General features: G+C 63.2%; 10 protein-coding genes and 1 pseudogene. 10 read left to right on the top strand and 1 reads right to left on the bottom strand.

The window, feature by feature from the left end:
• The first annotated feature begins 218 nt into the window (after window positions 1-218).
• The 6 genes from recC (at window position 219) to yfiB (ending at window position 12,495) form a co-directional block, all read left to right on the top strand.
• A complete protein-coding gene (recC, locus tag AC19YR_RS23275; RefSeq protein WP_500600308.1) occupies window positions 219-3,668 on the top strand; it encodes an exodeoxyribonuclease V subunit gamma in 3,450 nt (1,149 codons plus the stop codon).
• Window positions 3,665-7,357 carry an exodeoxyribonuclease V subunit beta gene (gene recB, locus AC19YR_RS23270; RefSeq protein WP_500600307.1) on the top strand — a complete coding sequence of 1,231 codons (3,693 nt, stop codon included), beginning with the start codon at window positions 3,665-3,667 and terminating at the stop codon, window positions 7,355-7,357. The genes recC and recB overlap by 4 nt, the downstream gene beginning before the upstream one ends.
• Entirely contained in the window at window positions 7,354-9,429 is a 2,076-nt protein-coding gene (gene recD / locus AC19YR_RS23265; RefSeq protein ID WP_500600306.1) for an exodeoxyribonuclease V subunit alpha, read from the top strand. The genes recB and recD overlap by 4 nt, the downstream gene beginning before the upstream one ends.
• Before the next feature lie 716 nt (window positions 9,430-10,145).
• The gene (gene yfiR, locus AC19YR_RS23260) at window positions 10,146-10,721 is read left to right on the top strand and encodes a regulatory sequestration protein YfiR (protein WP_500600305.1); all 576 of its coding nucleotides are present in this window, start codon (window positions 10,146-10,148) and stop codon (window positions 10,719-10,721) included.
• Window positions 10,718-11,986: a diguanylate cyclase DgcN/YfiN gene (gene dgcN, locus AC19YR_RS23255; protein ID WP_500600304.1), complete on the top strand. Its 1,269-nt coding sequence runs from the start codon at window positions 10,718-10,720 to the stop codon at window positions 11,984-11,986. The genes yfiR and dgcN overlap by 4 nt, the downstream gene beginning before the upstream one ends.
• A 29-nt stretch (window positions 11,987-12,015) precedes the next feature.
• On the top strand, window positions 12,016-12,495 hold the full coding sequence (yfiB, locus tag AC19YR_RS23250) for an outer membrane lipoprotein YfiB (protein WP_095105737.1): 480 nt from the start codon (window positions 12,016-12,018) through the stop codon (window positions 12,493-12,495).
• Window positions 12,496-12,517: 22 nt separating this feature from the next.
• Here yfiB and AC19YR_RS23245 read toward each other — a convergent pair.
• Window positions 12,518-12,718: pseudogene (locus AC19YR_RS23245) on the bottom strand (hypothetical protein); the annotation flags it as partial.
• 2 nt (window positions 12,719-12,720) lie between these two features.
• Here AC19YR_RS23245 and AC19YR_RS23240 point away from each other — a divergent pair.
• The 4 genes from AC19YR_RS23240 to AC19YR_RS23225 all read left to right on the top strand — a co-directional run bounded on the left by AC19YR_RS23240 (window position 12,721) and on the right by AC19YR_RS23225 (window position 16,211).
• The gene (locus AC19YR_RS23240; protein ID WP_500600303.1) at window positions 12,721-14,205 is read left to right on the top strand and encodes a tyrosine-type recombinase/integrase; all 1,485 of its coding nucleotides are present in this window, start codon (window positions 12,721-12,723) and stop codon (window positions 14,203-14,205) included.
• 67 nt (window positions 14,206-14,272) lie between these two features.
• Window positions 14,273-14,671 carry a hypothetical protein gene (locus tag AC19YR_RS23235; protein WP_500600302.1) on the top strand — a complete coding sequence of 133 codons (399 nt, stop codon included), beginning with the start codon at window positions 14,273-14,275 and terminating at the stop codon, window positions 14,669-14,671.
• A gap of 76 nt (window positions 14,672-14,747) precedes the next feature.
• Entirely contained in the window at window positions 14,748-15,170 is a 423-nt protein-coding gene (locus AC19YR_RS23230) for a hypothetical protein (RefSeq protein ID WP_500600301.1), read from the top strand.
• Between the two features lie 549 nt (window positions 15,171-15,719).
• Window positions 15,720-16,211 (top strand): hypothetical protein, encoded by a 492-nt coding sequence (locus tag AC19YR_RS23225; RefSeq protein WP_500600300.1) that lies wholly within the window; start codon window positions 15,720-15,722, stop codon window positions 16,209-16,211.
• Window positions 16,212-16,432: the final 221 nt, after the last annotated feature.

The raw sequence follows: 16,432 nt of genomic DNA, 5'->3' as shown, positions 1-16,432 counted from the left end.
CAGTGAAACGATGCATCGCCGATGGTAGTGTGGGGTTTCCCCATGTGAGAGTAGGTCATCGTCAAGATTAAATTCCGAAACCCCATTTGCGAAAGCAGATGGGGTTTTGTTTTGCGCGATGGAAAAGCGCGCAAGTGCACCCGAATCCTCACCGTTGGTCAGCAGCGGACAGTGCTAAGGTTCGCCTCTGGTTTTTTGCATTTTTCAAGGAAGCTCCCATGCCGGATGCGACGTCTCTCAGTGCGGGTTTCATGGTGGTTCAGAGCAACAGCCTGGATGAACTGCGCAGCCTGGTGATAAACCTGATGCGGCGTTACCCCTTGGCGCCCCTGGAGAATGAAATTGCCCTGGTACAGAGCAATGGCATCGCCCAATGGCTGAAACTGGCACTGGCCGAAGACCGCGAGGAGGACGACCTCGGCGGCTGCGGTATCGCCGCCGCGATCGATGTGCAATTGCCCGGCAGCTTCATGTGGCAGCTCTATCGCATGGTGCTGGGCCGTGACGAGATTCCTTCCAAGTCCCTGCTGGACAAAGCGCCGCTGACTTGGCGCCTGATGCGCCTGCTGCCCGAGCTGATTGACCAGCCGCACTTCGAGCCGCTGCAACGCTTCCTCACCCACGACACCGACCTGCGCAAGCGCTACCAACTCTGCGAGCGCCTGGCCGATCTGTTCGACCAATACCAGGTATACCGCGCCGACTGGCTCGAAGATTGGGCCGCCGGCCGCCATCAGTTGCGCAATGCCCGAGGCGAGCCCAAACCCCTGACGCCGGCCAATTGCTGGCAGGCCCAATTGTGGCGCGCGCTGTTGTTGGACGTGGGCCAGGAAGGCATGGCCCAGAGCCGTGCCGGCGTGCACCAGCGCTTTATCGAACGCATCCATAGCCTGGACACAGCGCCCCTGGGTCTGCCGTCGCGGGTGATCGTTTTCGGGATTTCCTCGCTGCCGGCCCAGGCCCTGGAGGCACTGGCGGGCCTGGCGCGGTTCAGCCAGGTGTTGCTGTGCGTGCACAACCCTTGCCGGCACCATTGGGCCGACATCGTCGCCGATAAAGACCTGTTGCGGCACCAATACAAACGCCAGGCACGCAAGGCCGGCATGCCCCAGGTCATCGACCCGCAAACCCTGCACCAGCACGCTCACCCGTTGCTGGCCGCGTGGGGCAAGCAGGGGCGCGACTACATCAGCCTGCTCGACAGCTACGACGACCCCGGCAGTTACCGGGCGACGTTTCGCGACGGGCGCATCGACCTGTTCAGCGACAACAACCCGCACACTCTGCTCAACCAATTGCAGGACGACATTCTCGAACTGCGCCCCCTGGCGGAAACCCGCGAGCACTGGCCCGCGGTCGATCTGGTGGCGGACGAGTCGATCCGTTTTCACATCGCCCACAGCGCCCAGCGTGAAGTGGAGATCCTCCACGACCAACTCTTGGCCCGCTTCAGCGCCGACCCGGAGCTGAACCCCCGCGACGTGATCGTCATGGTGCCGGACATCGACAGCTATGCCCCGCACATCCGCGCCGTGTTCGGCCAACTCGAGCGCCACGATTCGCGCTTCATCCCCTTCACCCTGGCCGACCAGGGCCAGCGTGGCCGCGACCCGTTGCTGATTGCCGTGGAGCACCTGCTCAAGTTGCCCGACAGCCGCTTCCCGGTCAGCGAGATCCTCGATTTACTGGACGTGCCCGCCCTGCGCGAGCGCTTTGGCATTGCAGAGCGCGACCTGCCCACGCTGCACCGCTGGATCGAAGGCGCGGGCATCCGCTGGGGCATCAACGCCCAGCAGCGCGCCGGCCTGGGCCTGCCGGCGGACCTGGAGCAGAACAGTTGGCAATTCGGCCTGCGTCGTATGCTGCTGGGTTATGCAGTCGGCAGTGGCGAGGCCTGTGATGGCATCGAGCCCTACGATGAAATCGGCGGCCTCGACGCGGCGTTGATCGGCCCTTTGGTGGCCCTGCTCGACGCCTTGCAGCGCGCCCACCAGGAGTTCTCCAGCGCCGCCACCCCGGCGCAGTGGGGCGAACGCCTGCAAGGGTTGATGCAGTTGTTCTTCCTGGCGGCCACCGAGCACGACGACTTCCTCCTCGCACAATTGGAAGAACTGCGCGAAACCTGGCTGGAAACCTGCGAAACCGTGGGCCTGCAAGATGAGCTGCCGCTCACCGTGGTGCGCGAAGCCTGGCTTGCCGGGTTGGACCAGGGCCGTTTGTCCCAGCGTTTCCTGGCCGGTGCGGTGAACTTCTGCACCCTGATGCCGATGCGCGCCATCCCCTTCAAACGGGTGTGCCTGTTGGGCATGAACGACGGTGATTACCCCCGCGCCCAGCCGCCCCTGGACTTCGACCTGATGGGCAGCGACTACCGCCCCGGCGACCGCTCGCGGCGCGAGGACGACCGCTACCTGCTGCTCGAAGCCCTGCTCTCGGCCCGCGAGCAGCTCTACATCAGTTGGGTCGGGCGCAGCATCCGCGACAACAGCGAGCGCCCGGCGTCGGTGTTGATCGGCCAGTTGCGCGATCACCTGGCCAGCGGTTGGCGGCTGGCCGATGATAGCGACCTACTGGCCGCCGTCACCGAAGAACACCCGCTGCAACCCTTCAGTGCCCGCTATTTCCATCAGGGCGCGGGCTTGTTCAGCTACGCCCGGGAATGGCAGGCCTTGCACCAACCCTGCGCACCCATCGCCCCGGTCGAGGCCCTAGGCCCTTACGTTCAGGAAGAGCCCTTGGCCTTGGGGCAGTTGCAGGACTTTTTACGCAACCCGGTGCGGCACTTCTTCAGCCAACGCTTGAAAGTGTTCTTTGAAGCCGCGCAAGCGCCGCTGGAAGACGAAGAACCCTTCGTGCTGGATGCACTGCAACGCTACAACCTCAGCGACAGCCTGCTGCAAGCGGCGCTGCTGGCCCCCGAGCAGGCCGACGCCGCGCTCGCCGCCCAGGCCCGGCGCCTACAGGGCAGTGGCCTGCTGCCCATGGCCGGTTTCGGCCAATGCTTGCAGCACGAGTTGATGGAGCCGCTGCCCGGCCTGTTGCAACGCCACCAACAGCTGCTGGCCCTGTGGCCCACGCCGCTGACCAGCGCCATGGCCATCAGCCTGGACCTGCACGGCGTCACCCTCGAAGGCTGGCTCGGTGGCCTGCACCGGCGCAGCGACGGGGCGTTACTGGCGGTCACCCCCATCGCCAACGGCATCGGCGCGATCAAAAGCCGCAAATGGCATCGCTTGATCCGCCCCTGGGTCAACCACTTGGCCGCGTGCGCCAGTGGCTGGCCGATGACCACCGCCCTGGTGGCCAGCGACGACACCCTGCTGCTCGCGCCCCTGGAACCGGGCGCCGCCCAAGCCCTGCTCGGCGACGTGCTGCAAGCCTGGCAAAGCGGCATGCGCCAGCCCTTGCCGGTGGCGGTGAAAACCGCATTCGCCTGGCTAAGCCAAAGCGACCCGGCCAAGGCCGACGCCGCCGCGCGCAAGGCTTATGAAGGCGACGGCCAGACCTTTGAGGGCGAGCGTCGGGAAAGCCCGGCCCTGGCCCGCCAGTTTGCCGACTACAACGCGTTGGTGAGCGACGAAACCTTCGCCGATTGGTGCAACGCCCTGTACCGCCCGCTGCTCGATGCGCCCTGGCGCTCCCAAGCCCAAGACGAGGCTCGCCCATGACCCCTCAAGCGCCACTGGCCCTGGCCTTCCCCCTGCGCGGCAGCCAGTTGATCGAAGCCAGCGCCGGCACCGGTAAGACCTTCACCATCTCGGCCCTGTACCTGCGCCTGGTGTTGGGCCACGGCGGCGAGGCCGCAGGCTTTGGCCGCGAGCTGCTGCCGCCGCAGATTCTCGTCGTAACCTTCACCGATGCCGCCACCCAAGAGCTGCGCGAGCGCATCCGCACACGTCTGGCCGAAGCGGCGCGGTTCTTTCGCGACGAAACCCCGGCCCCCGACAGCCTGATCGACGAGTTGCGCGGGCAATTCACCCCCCAGCAATGGGCCGGGTGCGCCAATCGCCTGGACATCGCCGCGCAGTGGATGGACGAAGCCGCCGTCTCGACCATCCACAGTTGGTGCCAGCGCATGCTGCGCGAACATGCCTTCGACAGCGGCAGCCTGTTCACCCAGACCCTGGAAACCGACCACAGCGACCTGCTCGGCGAAGTGCTGCGCGATTACTGGCGGCTGTTCTGCTACCCCATGCAGGGCGATGCGCTGAACTGGGTGCGCGCCCACTGGGGCGGGCCGGCGGCTCTGCTGCCTCGGGTGCGGGCGCTGTTTGCCAGCGAACGCCACGGCGAAGAAGGCAAGCCCCCCGCCGAACTGATCGAAGAATGCCTGCAAGAGCGCCGCGCCGCCCTGGTGCAACTCAAAGCGCCGTGGCTGCAATGGGCCGATGAACTCAAGGCCATTTGCCTGCAAGGCGTGGCCGCGAAAACCGTCGATGGGCGCAAGATGCAGGCGCGTTTTTTCGAGCCCTGGTTCGAGAAACTCAGCGCCTGGGCCGCGGATGAACACCAGGAGCAACTGGACATCGGCACCGGTTTTACCCGCCTGACCCCTGACGGCATGGCCGAAGCCTGGAAGGGCGAGCCGCCGCACCACCCCGGGCTGGACGCCATGCCCGCGCTCAAGGCCAGCCTCGACGCCTTGCCCACCCCGGACGCCGCAGTGCTGCAACACGCGGCACGCTGGATCGGCGCGCGCTTTGAGGCGGAAAAACGCCGCCGCGCCGAGATGGGCTTCGACGACATGCTCCTGCGCCTGGACGCGGCGTTGCAGGTGGAGGGCGGCGAGCGGCTCGCGGCGCTGATCCGCGAGCAGTTTCCAGTGGCCCTGATCGATGAATTCCAGGACACCGACCCGGTGCAGTACCGCATCTTCGAGAGCATTTACCGCATCGAAGACAACGACCCGGCCAGCGGCCTGTTCCTCATCGGCGACCCCAAGCAGGCGATCTACGCCTTCCGTGGCGCCGACATCTACACCTACCTGCGCGCCCGCCAAGCCACCCGCGGGCGCCTGCACACCCTGGGCACCAACTTCCGCTCCAGCCACGCCATGGTTCGGGCGGTCAACCATGTGTTCGAGCGGGCCGAGGCGCGGGAGGCCGGGCGCGGCGCGTTCTTGTTCCGCGAGGCCGATGGCGACAACCCGGTGCCGTTCCTGGCCGTGCAGTCCCAGGGCCGCAAAGAGCACTTACAGGTGGACGGCCAAGCCCTGGCGGCGCTGAACATTTGGCACCTGGCCAGTGAACAGCCACTGGCCGGCATGCAGTACCGCCAGCACCTGGCCGCGGCCTGCGCCAGCGAGATCGTCAAACTGCTCAACGGCGGCCAGCAGGGCCGCGCCGGGTTTGCCCGCGACGGCGAGGCCCTGCGCGGCTTGCTGCCGGCAGACATCGCCATCCTCGTGCGCGACGGCAAGGAAGCCCAAGCCGTGCGTGGCGAGTTGTCCGCGCGCGGCGTGCGCAGCGTGTACCTTTCGGACAAAGACTCGGTGTTCAGCGCCCAGGAAGCCCACGACCTGCTGGCCTGGCTCAAGGCCTGCGCCGAGCCGGATGTCGAGCGGCCGCTGCGCGCCGCCCTGGCGTGCCCGACCCTGAACCTGCCGTTGGCGGAGCTGGAACGCTTGAACCAGGACGAACTGGCCTGGGAGGCGCGGGTCATGCAGTTTCGCGGCTACCGCGAGCTGTGGCGTAAACAGGGCGTGCTGCCGATGCTGCGCCGCTTGCTGCACGACTTCCACTTGCCGCAAACCCTGATCGCGCGCAACGACGGCGAGCGGGTGCTGACCAACCTGCTGCACCTGAGCGAACTGATGCAGCAAGCGGCGGCGGAACTGGACGGCGAACAAGCGCTGATCCGCCACTTGGGCGAACACCTGGCGGCGTCCGGGCAGGCCGGCGAAGAGCAGATCCTGCGCCTGGAAAGCGACGAGCAACTGGTCAAAGTGGTGACCATCCACAAATCCAAGGGCCTGGAATATCCCCTGGTGTTCCTGCCGTTCATCTGCTCGGCCAAACCGGTGGACGGCAGCCGTTTGCCCCTGAGCTACCACGACGAATTCGACCGCCCCCAGGTCAGCCTGCGGCCCACCCCCGAGCTGATTGCCCTGGCCGACGGCGAACGCCTGGCCGAAGACCTGCGCCTGCTCTACGTGGCTCTGACCCGCGCCCGCCATGCCTGCTGGCTGGGGGTGGCGGACCTCAAACGCGGCAACCACAACCGCTCGGTGCTGCACCTCTCGGCGCTGGGCTACCTGCTCGGCGGCGGCGCCGCGTTGGCCGAGCCGGCCGGGTTGCGCCCCTGGCTTGAGGGCCTGCAACTCGGCTGCGACGCGGTGCACTGCGCCGACTTGCCGCCTGCCGAGGACGTGCGCTTCCACCCCCCGCGCAACGACGCCGCGCTGCTGCCGGCCCTTGTGCCTGCGCGCCGCGCCACGCAGAACTGGTGGATCGCCTCCTACAGCGCCCTGCGCCTGGGCGAAAGCCTGAGCGAAGGCAGCGACGAGGCGCCGGAAAACCCCCAGGCGCAAAAACTCTTCGACGACGAACGCCTCGACCCCGACGCCGTGCGCGAAGTGGTCAGCAGCGGCGGCGACATCCACCGCTTCCCCCGTGGCCCCAACCCGGGCACCTTCCTCCACGGCTTGCTGGAGTGGGCCGGCAACGAAGGCTTCGCCGTGGACCGCGCCAGCCTCACCGACGCCGTGGCCCGGCGCTGCAACCGCCGCGGCTGGGAAGGCTGGATCGACACCCTGGGCGACTGGCTCGCCCACCTGCTGCACGTGCCGCTGGCCATCGGCGCCGGGCAGCCGCCCGTGGTGCTCGGGCAACTGACGCAGTACCGCATCGAAATGGAATTCTGGTTCGCCAGCCACAAGGTTGACGTGCGCCAACTCGATCGCTTGGTGTGCCAACACACCCACGGCGGCGCCCCCCGGGTGGCCGCCGAGCCGGTGCTGCTCAACGGCATGTTCAAAGGCTTTATCGACCTGACGTTCGAGCACGAGGGCCGTTATTACGTGGCCGACTACAAATCCAACTGGCTGGGCGCCGACGACACCGCCTACACGGCGGCGGCCATGGAGGCGTCCATCCTGGAGCACCGTTACGATTTGCAGTACGTGTTGTATTTGTTGGCCTTGCACCGCCAGCTCAAAGCGCGGCTCACCGACTACGACTACGACCGGCACATGGGCGGCGCCCTGTACCTGTTCATGCGCGGCAGCCGCGCGCCGAGCCAGGGCAGCTACTTCGTGCGCCCGCCCCGTGAACTGATCGAACACCTGGACCTGCTCTTCCAGGGCAAACCCCCGGCACCCAAGGCCGAACCCGCGTGGGAACAAGGAATTTTGCTATGAGCCGTGCCTTCGCCGATTTGCTGCCCGTAGCCCTGGACGCCGAACAACTGGCCGCCCTCGCGCCCCTGAGCCGCACCAACGACCTGCTGTGGGTGTTCAGCCGTTGGGCCGAACGCGGTTGGCTGCGGGCGCTGGACCTGGCCTTCGTGCGCTTTTTGCATGAACTGGAACCGGGCGGCGACCCCTTGGTGCTGCTGGCGGCGGCCCTGACCAGCCATCAACTGGGCCACGGCCATGTGTGCCTGGACCTGGTGGAAACCCTCAAGGCGCCGGACTTCGCCCTGTCCCTGCCGCCCGAGGGTGACGGCGCGGTAATCCTCTTGCCCTCCCAGGTGCTGGCCGGGCTGGACGGGGCCCATTGGTGCCAGGCGTTGGCCGGCAGCCGCCTGGTGGCGGGGGCCGCGGACGACAGCGCCGAGGCGCGGCAACGGCCCCTGGTGCTGGCGGGCACGCGCCTGTACCTGCGCCGTTACTGGGCCTACGAGCGGCGCATCGACAGCGCCTTGCGTCAGCGCTTGGCTGTGCACGAAGGGGGCAACACCGACCTGCGTGCGCGCCTCGACGCCCTGTTCGGCGCCCGCGACGCCAGCCAACCGGTGGACTGGCAAAAACTCGCCTGCGCCCTGGCCACCCGCGCCGGGTTCAGCATCGTCACCGGCGGCCCCGGCACCGGCAAGACCACCACCGTGGTACGCCTGCTGGCGCTATTGCAGGCCCCCGCTGTGGCCGCGGGCCAGCCGCTGCGCATCCGCCTCGCCGCGCCCACCGGCAAAGCGGCGGCGCGCCTGAGCGAATCCATCAGCCAGCAAGTGCGCGGCCTGGAGGTGGACGAGGCGGTGCGCGCGCGCATCCCTGCCGACGTCACCACCGTGCACCGCTTGCTCGGCAGCCGCCCCGGCACCCGGCACTTTCGCCACCACGCCGGTAATCGCCTGGCGTTGGACGTGCTGGTGGTGGACGAAGCCTCGATGATCGACCTGGAAATGATGGCCAACCTGCTCGACGCCTTGGCGCCCCACGCGCGGTTGGTGCTGCTGGGGGACAAGGACCAATTGGCCTCGGTGGAGGCGGGGGCCGTGCTCGGCGACCTGTGCCGCGACGCCGAGGCCGGTTGGTACGACCCGCAGACCCGCGCCTGGCTGGAGGCGGCCAGCGGCGAAACCCTCGGCGGCGCCGGGTTGCAACAAGACACCGACGCCAGCCACCCCTTGGCCCAGCAAGTGGTGATGCTGCGCCACTCGCGGCGCTTCGGTGAAGGCAGCGGCATCGGCCAATTGGCCCGTTGGGTCAACCAACAACAACCCGAGCAAGCCCGCGCCCTGCTGGCGGCGCACAGCCATGGCAACCTGTTTTGCCTGCCCCTCAAGGGCGAACAGGACCGCGCCCTCGAACGCCTGCTGCTCGACGGCCACGGCGACGGCCCCCAGGGCTACCGCCACTACCTGAGCCTGCTGCGCAGCACCCGCCCGCACGCGCCGGCGCACGACCCGCGCTGGGCTGCATGGGCCGGCGCGGTGCTGGCGGCGTTCGATGAGTTCCAATTGCTCTGTGCCGTGCGCAAAGGCCCGTGGGGCGTGGAGGGCCTGAACCTGCGCATCACCGCCGCGTTGCTCAAGGCGCGGCTGATCGACAGCGACCAGCAATGGTACGAAGGCCGCCCGGTACTGATGACCCGCAACGACTATGGCCTGGGCCTGATGAACGGCGACATCGGCATCGCCCTCAACCTGCCGGAACCGGACGCCAATGGCACCCTACGCCCGGTACTGCGGGTGGCCTTCGCCCGCAACGACGGCCAGGGCGGGGTGCGATTTGTACTGCCCAGCCGTCTGAATGACGTGGAAACCGTGTACGCCATGACCGTGCATAAATCCCAAGGCTCGGAGTTCGCCCACACCGCCCTGATCCTCCCCGATGCCCTCAACCCGGTGCTGACCAAAGAGCTGATCTACACCGGCATCACCCGCGCCAAACACTGGTTCAGCCTCATCGAGCCCCGCGCCGGCGTGTTTGAAGAAGCCACCCGGCGCAAGGTCAAGCGCCTGAGTGGGTTGATGCTGGAGCTGGCATAGCACCCCAAACCCCTGCGGGAGTGGGCAGGACTCTGTGGGAGTGGGCCTGCCCGCGATGGCGGTATTCCTGCCGGTGAAGAAGCATCAGGCATACCGCTGCCATCGTGGCCTAGGTATCTACATAACTGGGGTTTAGGTTTGGGGGCATATCCGTTTTTTTGGGGGGGGCGGCTGGCGGTTCCGCCCTGACGGCGGGTCCCTTTTGGCAAACGCCCCAAAAGGAACCAAAAGGTCTTGCCCCTCCATCCGGTGTCTCGCTAACGCTCGACATTCCCTCACTCCGGCATTGCTCCGGGGGCGCGCCGCGAAGGGCCCTCCATGGCCCATCGCGGCTAGTTCGGCATCCCTGCCGAACTGCCCCCTGCGCAAGGCCTGCGTTCGGCCTCCTGGGAATGGGGCGGGTGGATCAAGATCAAGAGCCAGATCAAAAGCAAAAGCCGTAGGAGTCGGGCTACCACGCAGGCCTGGTTGTCACCCTTCCCTGCGGGAGTGGGCAGGATTCTGTGGGGGTGGGCAGAATTTTGTGGGAGTGGGCCTGCCCGCGATGGCGGTATTCCTGCCGGTGAAGAAGCATCAGGCATACCGCTGCCATCCTCGGATCGCCGCCCCGACCCAGCCCACCGTTGAACTGTAGGGGCGTGGTCTGGATCCCACCGGCTAAAGGCGCTGTGCTATCGTTGCGGCATTATCCTACGTAGTTAGAAGAGAATTCCTGCATGGTTGTGGCTGTGTCGCCGGCAGAGCGCAAGGGTGGATGCAAGCAGTTCCTGTTGGCCAGCCTGTTCTGTCTGTCGGCCCCGTTCGCCCATGCCCAAGCCGCTGCGCCGCGGAGCATGGCCGAGCAGCGTGCCCAGGCTGTCACCCAAGTGGTGCTGGGGATTCTCAGCTACGCCCGTTGGCCCGTGGAACCGCAGCAACTGCGCCTGTGTGTGGTCGGGCCCACCGAATACACCGACGACCTGGTCAAGGGCACCACTCAAGCCACCGGCCGCCCCGTGCAGGTGCGGCGCCTGTTGGCGGATAACCCGGCGATTCTCACAGACTGCGACTCGGTGTACATCGGCAAACTCAACGCCGACCAACGCATACGTCTGTTCAGTGACCTCACCGGGCGCCCGGTGTTGAGCATCAGCGAGGGCGGCGACCAATGCACCGTGGGCAGCCTGTTCTGCCTGCGGGTCAGCGACCAGCAGGTGTCGTTTGAGGTCAACCTCGACTCCGTAGCCCGCAGCGGCGTGCGCATTCACCCCAGCGTGCTGCAATTGTCGCGTCGGCGGGCGGCAGAGCCGTGAAGCTGTTCAGCCGCTCGGCCCGCCCAACCCTGCAATCGGTGATCGGTCGCGGGCACCTGACGGTGGCGTTGGCAGCGGTGTCGATGGCCAGTGTCTCCCTGACCCTGCTGGGCATGCTGGCCTTGCGGGTGTATGCCGACCACAACCTGCACCTGATCGCCCGGTCCATCAGCTACACCGTGGAAGCGGCGGTGGTGTTCGACGACAAACAGGCCGCCACCGAAGCCCTGGCGCTGATCGCCGCCACCGAAGAAGTGGCCGATGCCCAGGTGTTCGACGCCACAGGCCAATTGGTGGCGCGTTGGCAGCGCCCGGAAAACGGCCTGTTTTCCCATTTGGAAATGCAGGTGGCGCGCAGCTTCCTGGAAAAACCCATCACCCTGCCCATCGTCCACCAGGACCGCACCGTCGGCAGCCTCTTGCTGGTGGGCCATGGCGGCAGCTTGCTGCGCTTTTTGCTCAGTGGCCTGGCGGGCATCGTGCTGTGCACGGCCCTCAGTGCCTGGGTCGCGCTGTACCTGGCGCGGCGCCAGTTGCAGGGCATCACCGGGCCGCTGCGCAACCTCGCCCATGTGGCCCACGCCGCCCGCAGCGAGCGCACGTTCGACCGGCGTGTACCGAAGGCGCGGATCGTCGAGCTGGACAACCTGGGCAACGACTTCAATGCTTTGCTCGATGAAATGGAAACCTGGCAAAACCACCTGCAAAGCGAGAACGAAAGCCTCGCCCACCAGGCCAGCCACGACAGCCTCACGGGCCTGCCCAACCGTGCGTTCTTCGAAGGCCGGTTGATCCGCGCCCTGCGCAATGCCAGCAAACACGACGAGCGGGTCGCGGTGCTGTTCCTCGACAGCGACCGCTTCAAGGGCATCAACGACCGTTTCGGCCACGCCGCCGGCGACGCGGTGCTGGTGGCCGTGGCCAACCGGGTGCGCGCGCAACTGCGTGAGGAAGACCTGGTGGCGCGCCTGGGCGGCGACGAGTTCGCGGTACTGCTTGCGCCCCTGCACCAGATCGAAGACGCCGAGCGCATTGCCGACAAAATCATCGCCAGCATGGCATTGCCCGTGCAGTTGCCCGGCAACGCGGCGGTGATGACCTCCTTGAGTGTCGGCATTGCTGTCTACCCCGACCACGGCGCGACTCCGAGCGCGCTGATCGATGCCGCCGACGCGGCGATGTACTACGCCAAACGCCTCTCGCGGGGCGGGCAACATACGGCCGGGTCGGAGCACTCGGCCGCCCACGTGCAAACCAGGAGCTAAATTCCGTGTTCTCTTTGACTCAGCGTTCCATGCGTTTCTTCACCCTGACCCTGTTCATCGCCCTTGCGGCCCTGGCCGGGTGCCAGAGCGCCCCGCCCAAAGGCCTGACCCCGGCGCAGATCGCCGTGCTCAAGCAACAAGGTTTCGAGTTGACCGAGGAGGGCTGGGCCTTTGGCCTGTCGGGCAAGGTGCTGTTTGGCAGCGACGTGGAAAGCCTCAACGCACCGAGCACGGAAATTGTCGAACGCATCGGCAAAGCCCTGATGGGCGTGGGCATCAACCACGTGCGCGTAGACGGCCACACCGACTCCTCGGGCAAAGAGGCCTACAACCAGCAACTGTCCCTGCGCCGCGCCAAAAGCGTGGCCAAGGTGCTGACCTCCGTGGGCATGCCCGAACACAACATCGAACTGCGCGGCCTGGGCAGCAGCGAACCGGTGGCCAGCAACACCACCGCGGCCGGGCGCACCGAAAACCGCCGGGTATCGATCGTGGTCAGCGCCGACTAAGCCTCGCGGCAAGCCGCAAGTTTCAAGTTTCACGCTTGCCGCTTGCCGCTCCCAATACCATCTGCGCTTGCTCTCCCATCAGCAGCGCTCGGTTGCGCTCGGTCACCTCCCTGATGTAATCCCACAACAACGTAATGCGCTTGAGCTTGCGCAAATCCTCGCGGCAGTACATCCAAAACTGGAAGGAAAGAAAGGTTAACCCAATGAATACGGGGGCTAACCGCCATGAACATCCTTGCAGAGCATCGTCCTGTCACAAGTGCTGTCACAAGTTTTGCCGTTCATCTGAGGCCGACTACACGGCTCGCTAAGCTCTACCACTATCGACGCAACGGCATTTATTATCTGCGCCTCCGCGAAACCGGCAGCACTACCCGAACTGCGTCCGTTTCCCTCAAGACCTCTGATAGACGAGCCGCTATGGACGCTTCACAACGACTTGCAGAGACCATCAAGGCATTCCATCTGGATCATCCGCAGGCGACCTGGAGTGAGCTTCGGGAGCATCTTCTATGGGTCGCTGAGGACCTACTGTCGTCCGCTCATGATGTCCATTCGCTGCGCGACTGGGGCGACCTCTACGAAGACGTATGGACAAACCTCGCCGAGATAGCCGCTACGATGCCGCTCAGTGTCGATCAGCACGAGCATGTAATGAAGGCAAAGCAGGTGATGACCGCTGCTCAGGCACGACTACAAGGCGACTCCGTACCGTTGGTGAAAATCATCCGGGATCTTGAAGGCGACGATGGGCAAATGAGGGAGAGTGTCCCTGCTTCCCTATCTGTATTAGCGTCGCCGCCGATGACCTTCGAGGCCCTCTCGGGGCTCTATCTGGCTGACCGTGGGCGAGACCAAAAAGATTCGACACTGAAGGAAACCAAGCTGTGTCATGGAGTCCTCGCCGGGCATCTGGGGGGGCTTGATCTACGGAACCACTCAAGGGTTGACCTTGTGGCTCTCCGAGATCGCCTGTCTGAAGGTCGGATGCCCTCGACGGTAAACAAGCTGATTGTGAAGCTCTCTGCTGTGTTTGCTTGGGCTGTCGAGAATGGTCATCTGATCAAGACATATGACAAAAAGCTGAAGCTGACCAAGGGCCTTGAATCGACCCGTAAGGCGTTCTCTCAGGCTCAGGTAGCCAAGGTGATGGATTACGCGAGCAACCTCCCAGAGACCTCATGGAAGCGCTGGCTGCTTAGTCTTGGGGTCATCACTGGCGGGCGCCTTAATGAAATCGCCCAGTTGACCACGAGCGACATCAAGACGTTTGAGTCGGGGATTACGGCCATCCATATCAATGAGGTCGGGGAGGGCAAGTCAATCAAGAACAAGCGCAGTGAGCGACTGGTGCCGTTGACCGATGGCGCCTACGGATTCGACGTTGCTGCATTTCTGCGATATGTCGAGACGTGCAAAGCCAACCAAGGCGAGTCACTTGCACAGATCGGCTACAAGACAGCAGGGGATTGGGCGAACCGACAAGCGATCCCTGAAGCCCTTGGCGACGATCACAAAGCGGGGCTTACCTTTCACTCTCTCCGTCATTCCTTGGCTTCGCTGATGCAGGTGAAGGGCGTTCCTACAGTGCACGCTCAGGCCGTTATGGGGCACGCTTCGGGGACCATTACGTTCGACACATATGGCTCTGGGGTGCCCGTTGAGACTATTGCTCAAATGCTCTCCGGTATCTTCGGTGCAGATGGTTGAGGTTTCGAGCGTCGCCCTTGTGATGTCTTAATGGTATCGTTCTATGTGTTCGCTAAGGAGATTACAGATGCGTGTGGATTTTATCGGTGTTGCTTTGACCTTTGGCCTTGTTTCCGGATGCAGTAGCTATTCTTCTAATTTGCAAGTAGGCAATGATCAGTCGTACACAAGCCTAAAAGAGCAGCGAGAGGCTGTTCGAACCGTTAAAAAGTTCGAGTCCCTGCCTTCTGGTGCGGAGGTCTTAGATGTGGTTTCGGCTGGCCGCTGTCACAGAAGTTTCGTAGAGGAGGCACCCAGCGAAGCCACTGTACTCATGGATTTGAAGATCGCTGCATATGCTAAAGGTGCAGACGGTATTACGGATGTATCTATCTCTAAAGACTCCGGCTTAAACCGTAATTGCTGGTATGTGCTCGGTGGAACAGCAAAAGCGTTCACATTGAACGGCAAGTCAATAGCACAGTGATGTTGGTTTTTGAAGCATGATTTTATGTGGGGCTCGATGTCTAAGCTGTTTTTTAATCTGCGCAGGATGAGTTGGGATGCTAATAACTTTTAAGAGATGCGTGGTTTTGCTGGTGGTGGCTACTGCTCAGCTTTTTAGTTGCTATTCTTCTGCGGAGATAAAGTGGATAAGTTTGGCCGAAACAGATGGTGGTATAAAGATGGAGGCCATGCCAGGCTCCTTCGAGTTCTCGACAAACAAAAGTAATACGGCTATTGCGGTATTGACGGGAAGGCAAGTCGATTTAAAGTCAAAACAAATAGATTTGCGCAAGTGGTATGTTTCTGCTGTTGATTGCAATAATAAAATGGGGAAGCTTGTAACGCTAACCGTTAGTGGTGATTATCGGTTCGAGAATGATTTTGTATATGATGGTGGAAATGTTGCCTCGGCGATTGCCGGATTTATTTGTGATGTGGCTGACCAAAGTATAAAAAAGGCCAATGGCAAAAGCTTGTGAGTAATCGCTTGCAGCATCAGCTTAGATTTGGGGCGCTAATTCCATAGCGTCCTATACGCCACTTCTCGAACCGCTGAGTTGGCTGTTGAGGGGGGGCGTGAAAAAAACTGTAAGTTGTTGGTGTTTTGTACTGCTTTTGACGCTGCTGGTTTCGGCTGGTGTTTTCTTCTGTTTCGATCATGACTATTCAAAAGCAGGCCGTGCGAACAGCATCTTGACGTTGAACAGTCCACCCTTCCAAACGCGCTGGTTCAACGAAAAATGAATCGGCGTAGCGAAAAAGATCCTCCAGGATCACCATGGAGCAACGATCCAGTAAAAACCTGACTTGTTGGTCGGCTTGATTGAAAACATCGCACAGGCCTTATTAGGCGTCCTTCTGTGATCGTCGTGATGCTGCGTTTGACACTGACCTCCTACTGCCGACAGTTGCGTGCTTGCGCTTGATCTGGCGAGCTTGGAAAAACCCTCACTGCATACGGCCGCATAAAAACCCTCACTATTGCAACAGGCAATCTCGCTTGTTGATCAAAATAGGAGGGACCTGCCATGCGAACTACACTTCTCACGCCCGAGCAAATAGTCGAGTTGGACCGGCGAATAGAAGCTCGCGCCGATGCTCTGATTGCTTCTCGGCAAAGAGCCCAGCCCCAAGCGGTTACGAAAACTACAAGTCGAGGTCGGCCAGCCAAGTCGATTTCCAATCCCTTCTTTTCATTCATCGGTTTCGGGACCAGCTATGAACGATACCCATCATTTGCGATGGATGTCATCGAGGGGATCGCACGACTGGACTGGCATGATCGGCCAATTGGGAACGGTGGAAAATCCATGCCGCTGTCCGTGCGAAACCTCGTGGTCATATTGGAGTGCCTGCCCGTTGTCTCAGCTGCAATTGTTGGGGCGTTACTCCGCATTGAACTTCGACACTCACAGCGGTACGTCAAGGCAATCGGCATGATTCTTCCTCAAATGATGAGGGCCAGACCGCATTCGCTGGTGGACGAAATGGCCGGAATGCAAATTAAAGACGCTGCCTGAATTAACGCCGCATATATAAAGAAGCCCTTTCAGATTCCATCCCAGACCACCCTTGCGGAAGACCAGTTCGATAACCTTGAAGTTGCCAACAGAAGGCGGTCTCAAGGAGCAAGTGCAACAGTCAGTTAACTTTTCTGCACTTGCTAAGCGAACGCAATCCCGCTTCCAAAACATCATCATCAATGGACGTCTGACCGAACCGAGCCGATCTGCTTGCACAC

This window comes from Pseudomonas sp. MF08817, assembly GCF_059862705.1.
Note: the sequence above shows the minus strand (reverse complement) of the source record. Positions and strands in the feature narration are given on the sequence as shown.

Coding starts and splice junctions, on each gene's coding strand:
- AC19YR_RS23240 (WP_500600303.1), top strand. CDS start 12,721: ATGAACATCCTTGCAGAGCATCGTCCTGTCACAAGTGCTGTCACAAGT.
- AC19YR_RS23235 (WP_500600302.1), top strand. CDS start 14,273: ATGCGTGTGGATTTTATCGGTGTTGCTTTGACCTTTGGCCTTGTTTCC.
- recD (WP_500600306.1), top strand. CDS start 7,354: ATGAGCCGTGCCTTCGCCGATTTGCTGCCCGTAGCCCTGGACGCCGAA.
- AC19YR_RS23230 (WP_500600301.1), top strand. CDS start 14,748: ATGCTAATAACTTTTAAGAGATGCGTGGTTTTGCTGGTGGTGGCTACT.
- yfiR (WP_500600305.1), top strand. CDS start 10,146: ATGGTTGTGGCTGTGTCGCCGGCAGAGCGCAAGGGTGGATGCAAGCAG.
- recB (WP_500600307.1), top strand. CDS start 3,665: ATGACCCCTCAAGCGCCACTGGCCCTGGCCTTCCCCCTGCGCGGCAGC.
- AC19YR_RS23225 (WP_500600300.1), top strand. CDS start 15,720: ATGCGAACTACACTTCTCACGCCCGAGCAAATAGTCGAGTTGGACCGG.
- yfiB (WP_095105737.1), top strand. CDS start 12,016: ATGCGTTTCTTCACCCTGACCCTGTTCATCGCCCTTGCGGCCCTGGCC.
- recC (WP_500600308.1), top strand. CDS start 219: ATGCCGGATGCGACGTCTCTCAGTGCGGGTTTCATGGTGGTTCAGAGC.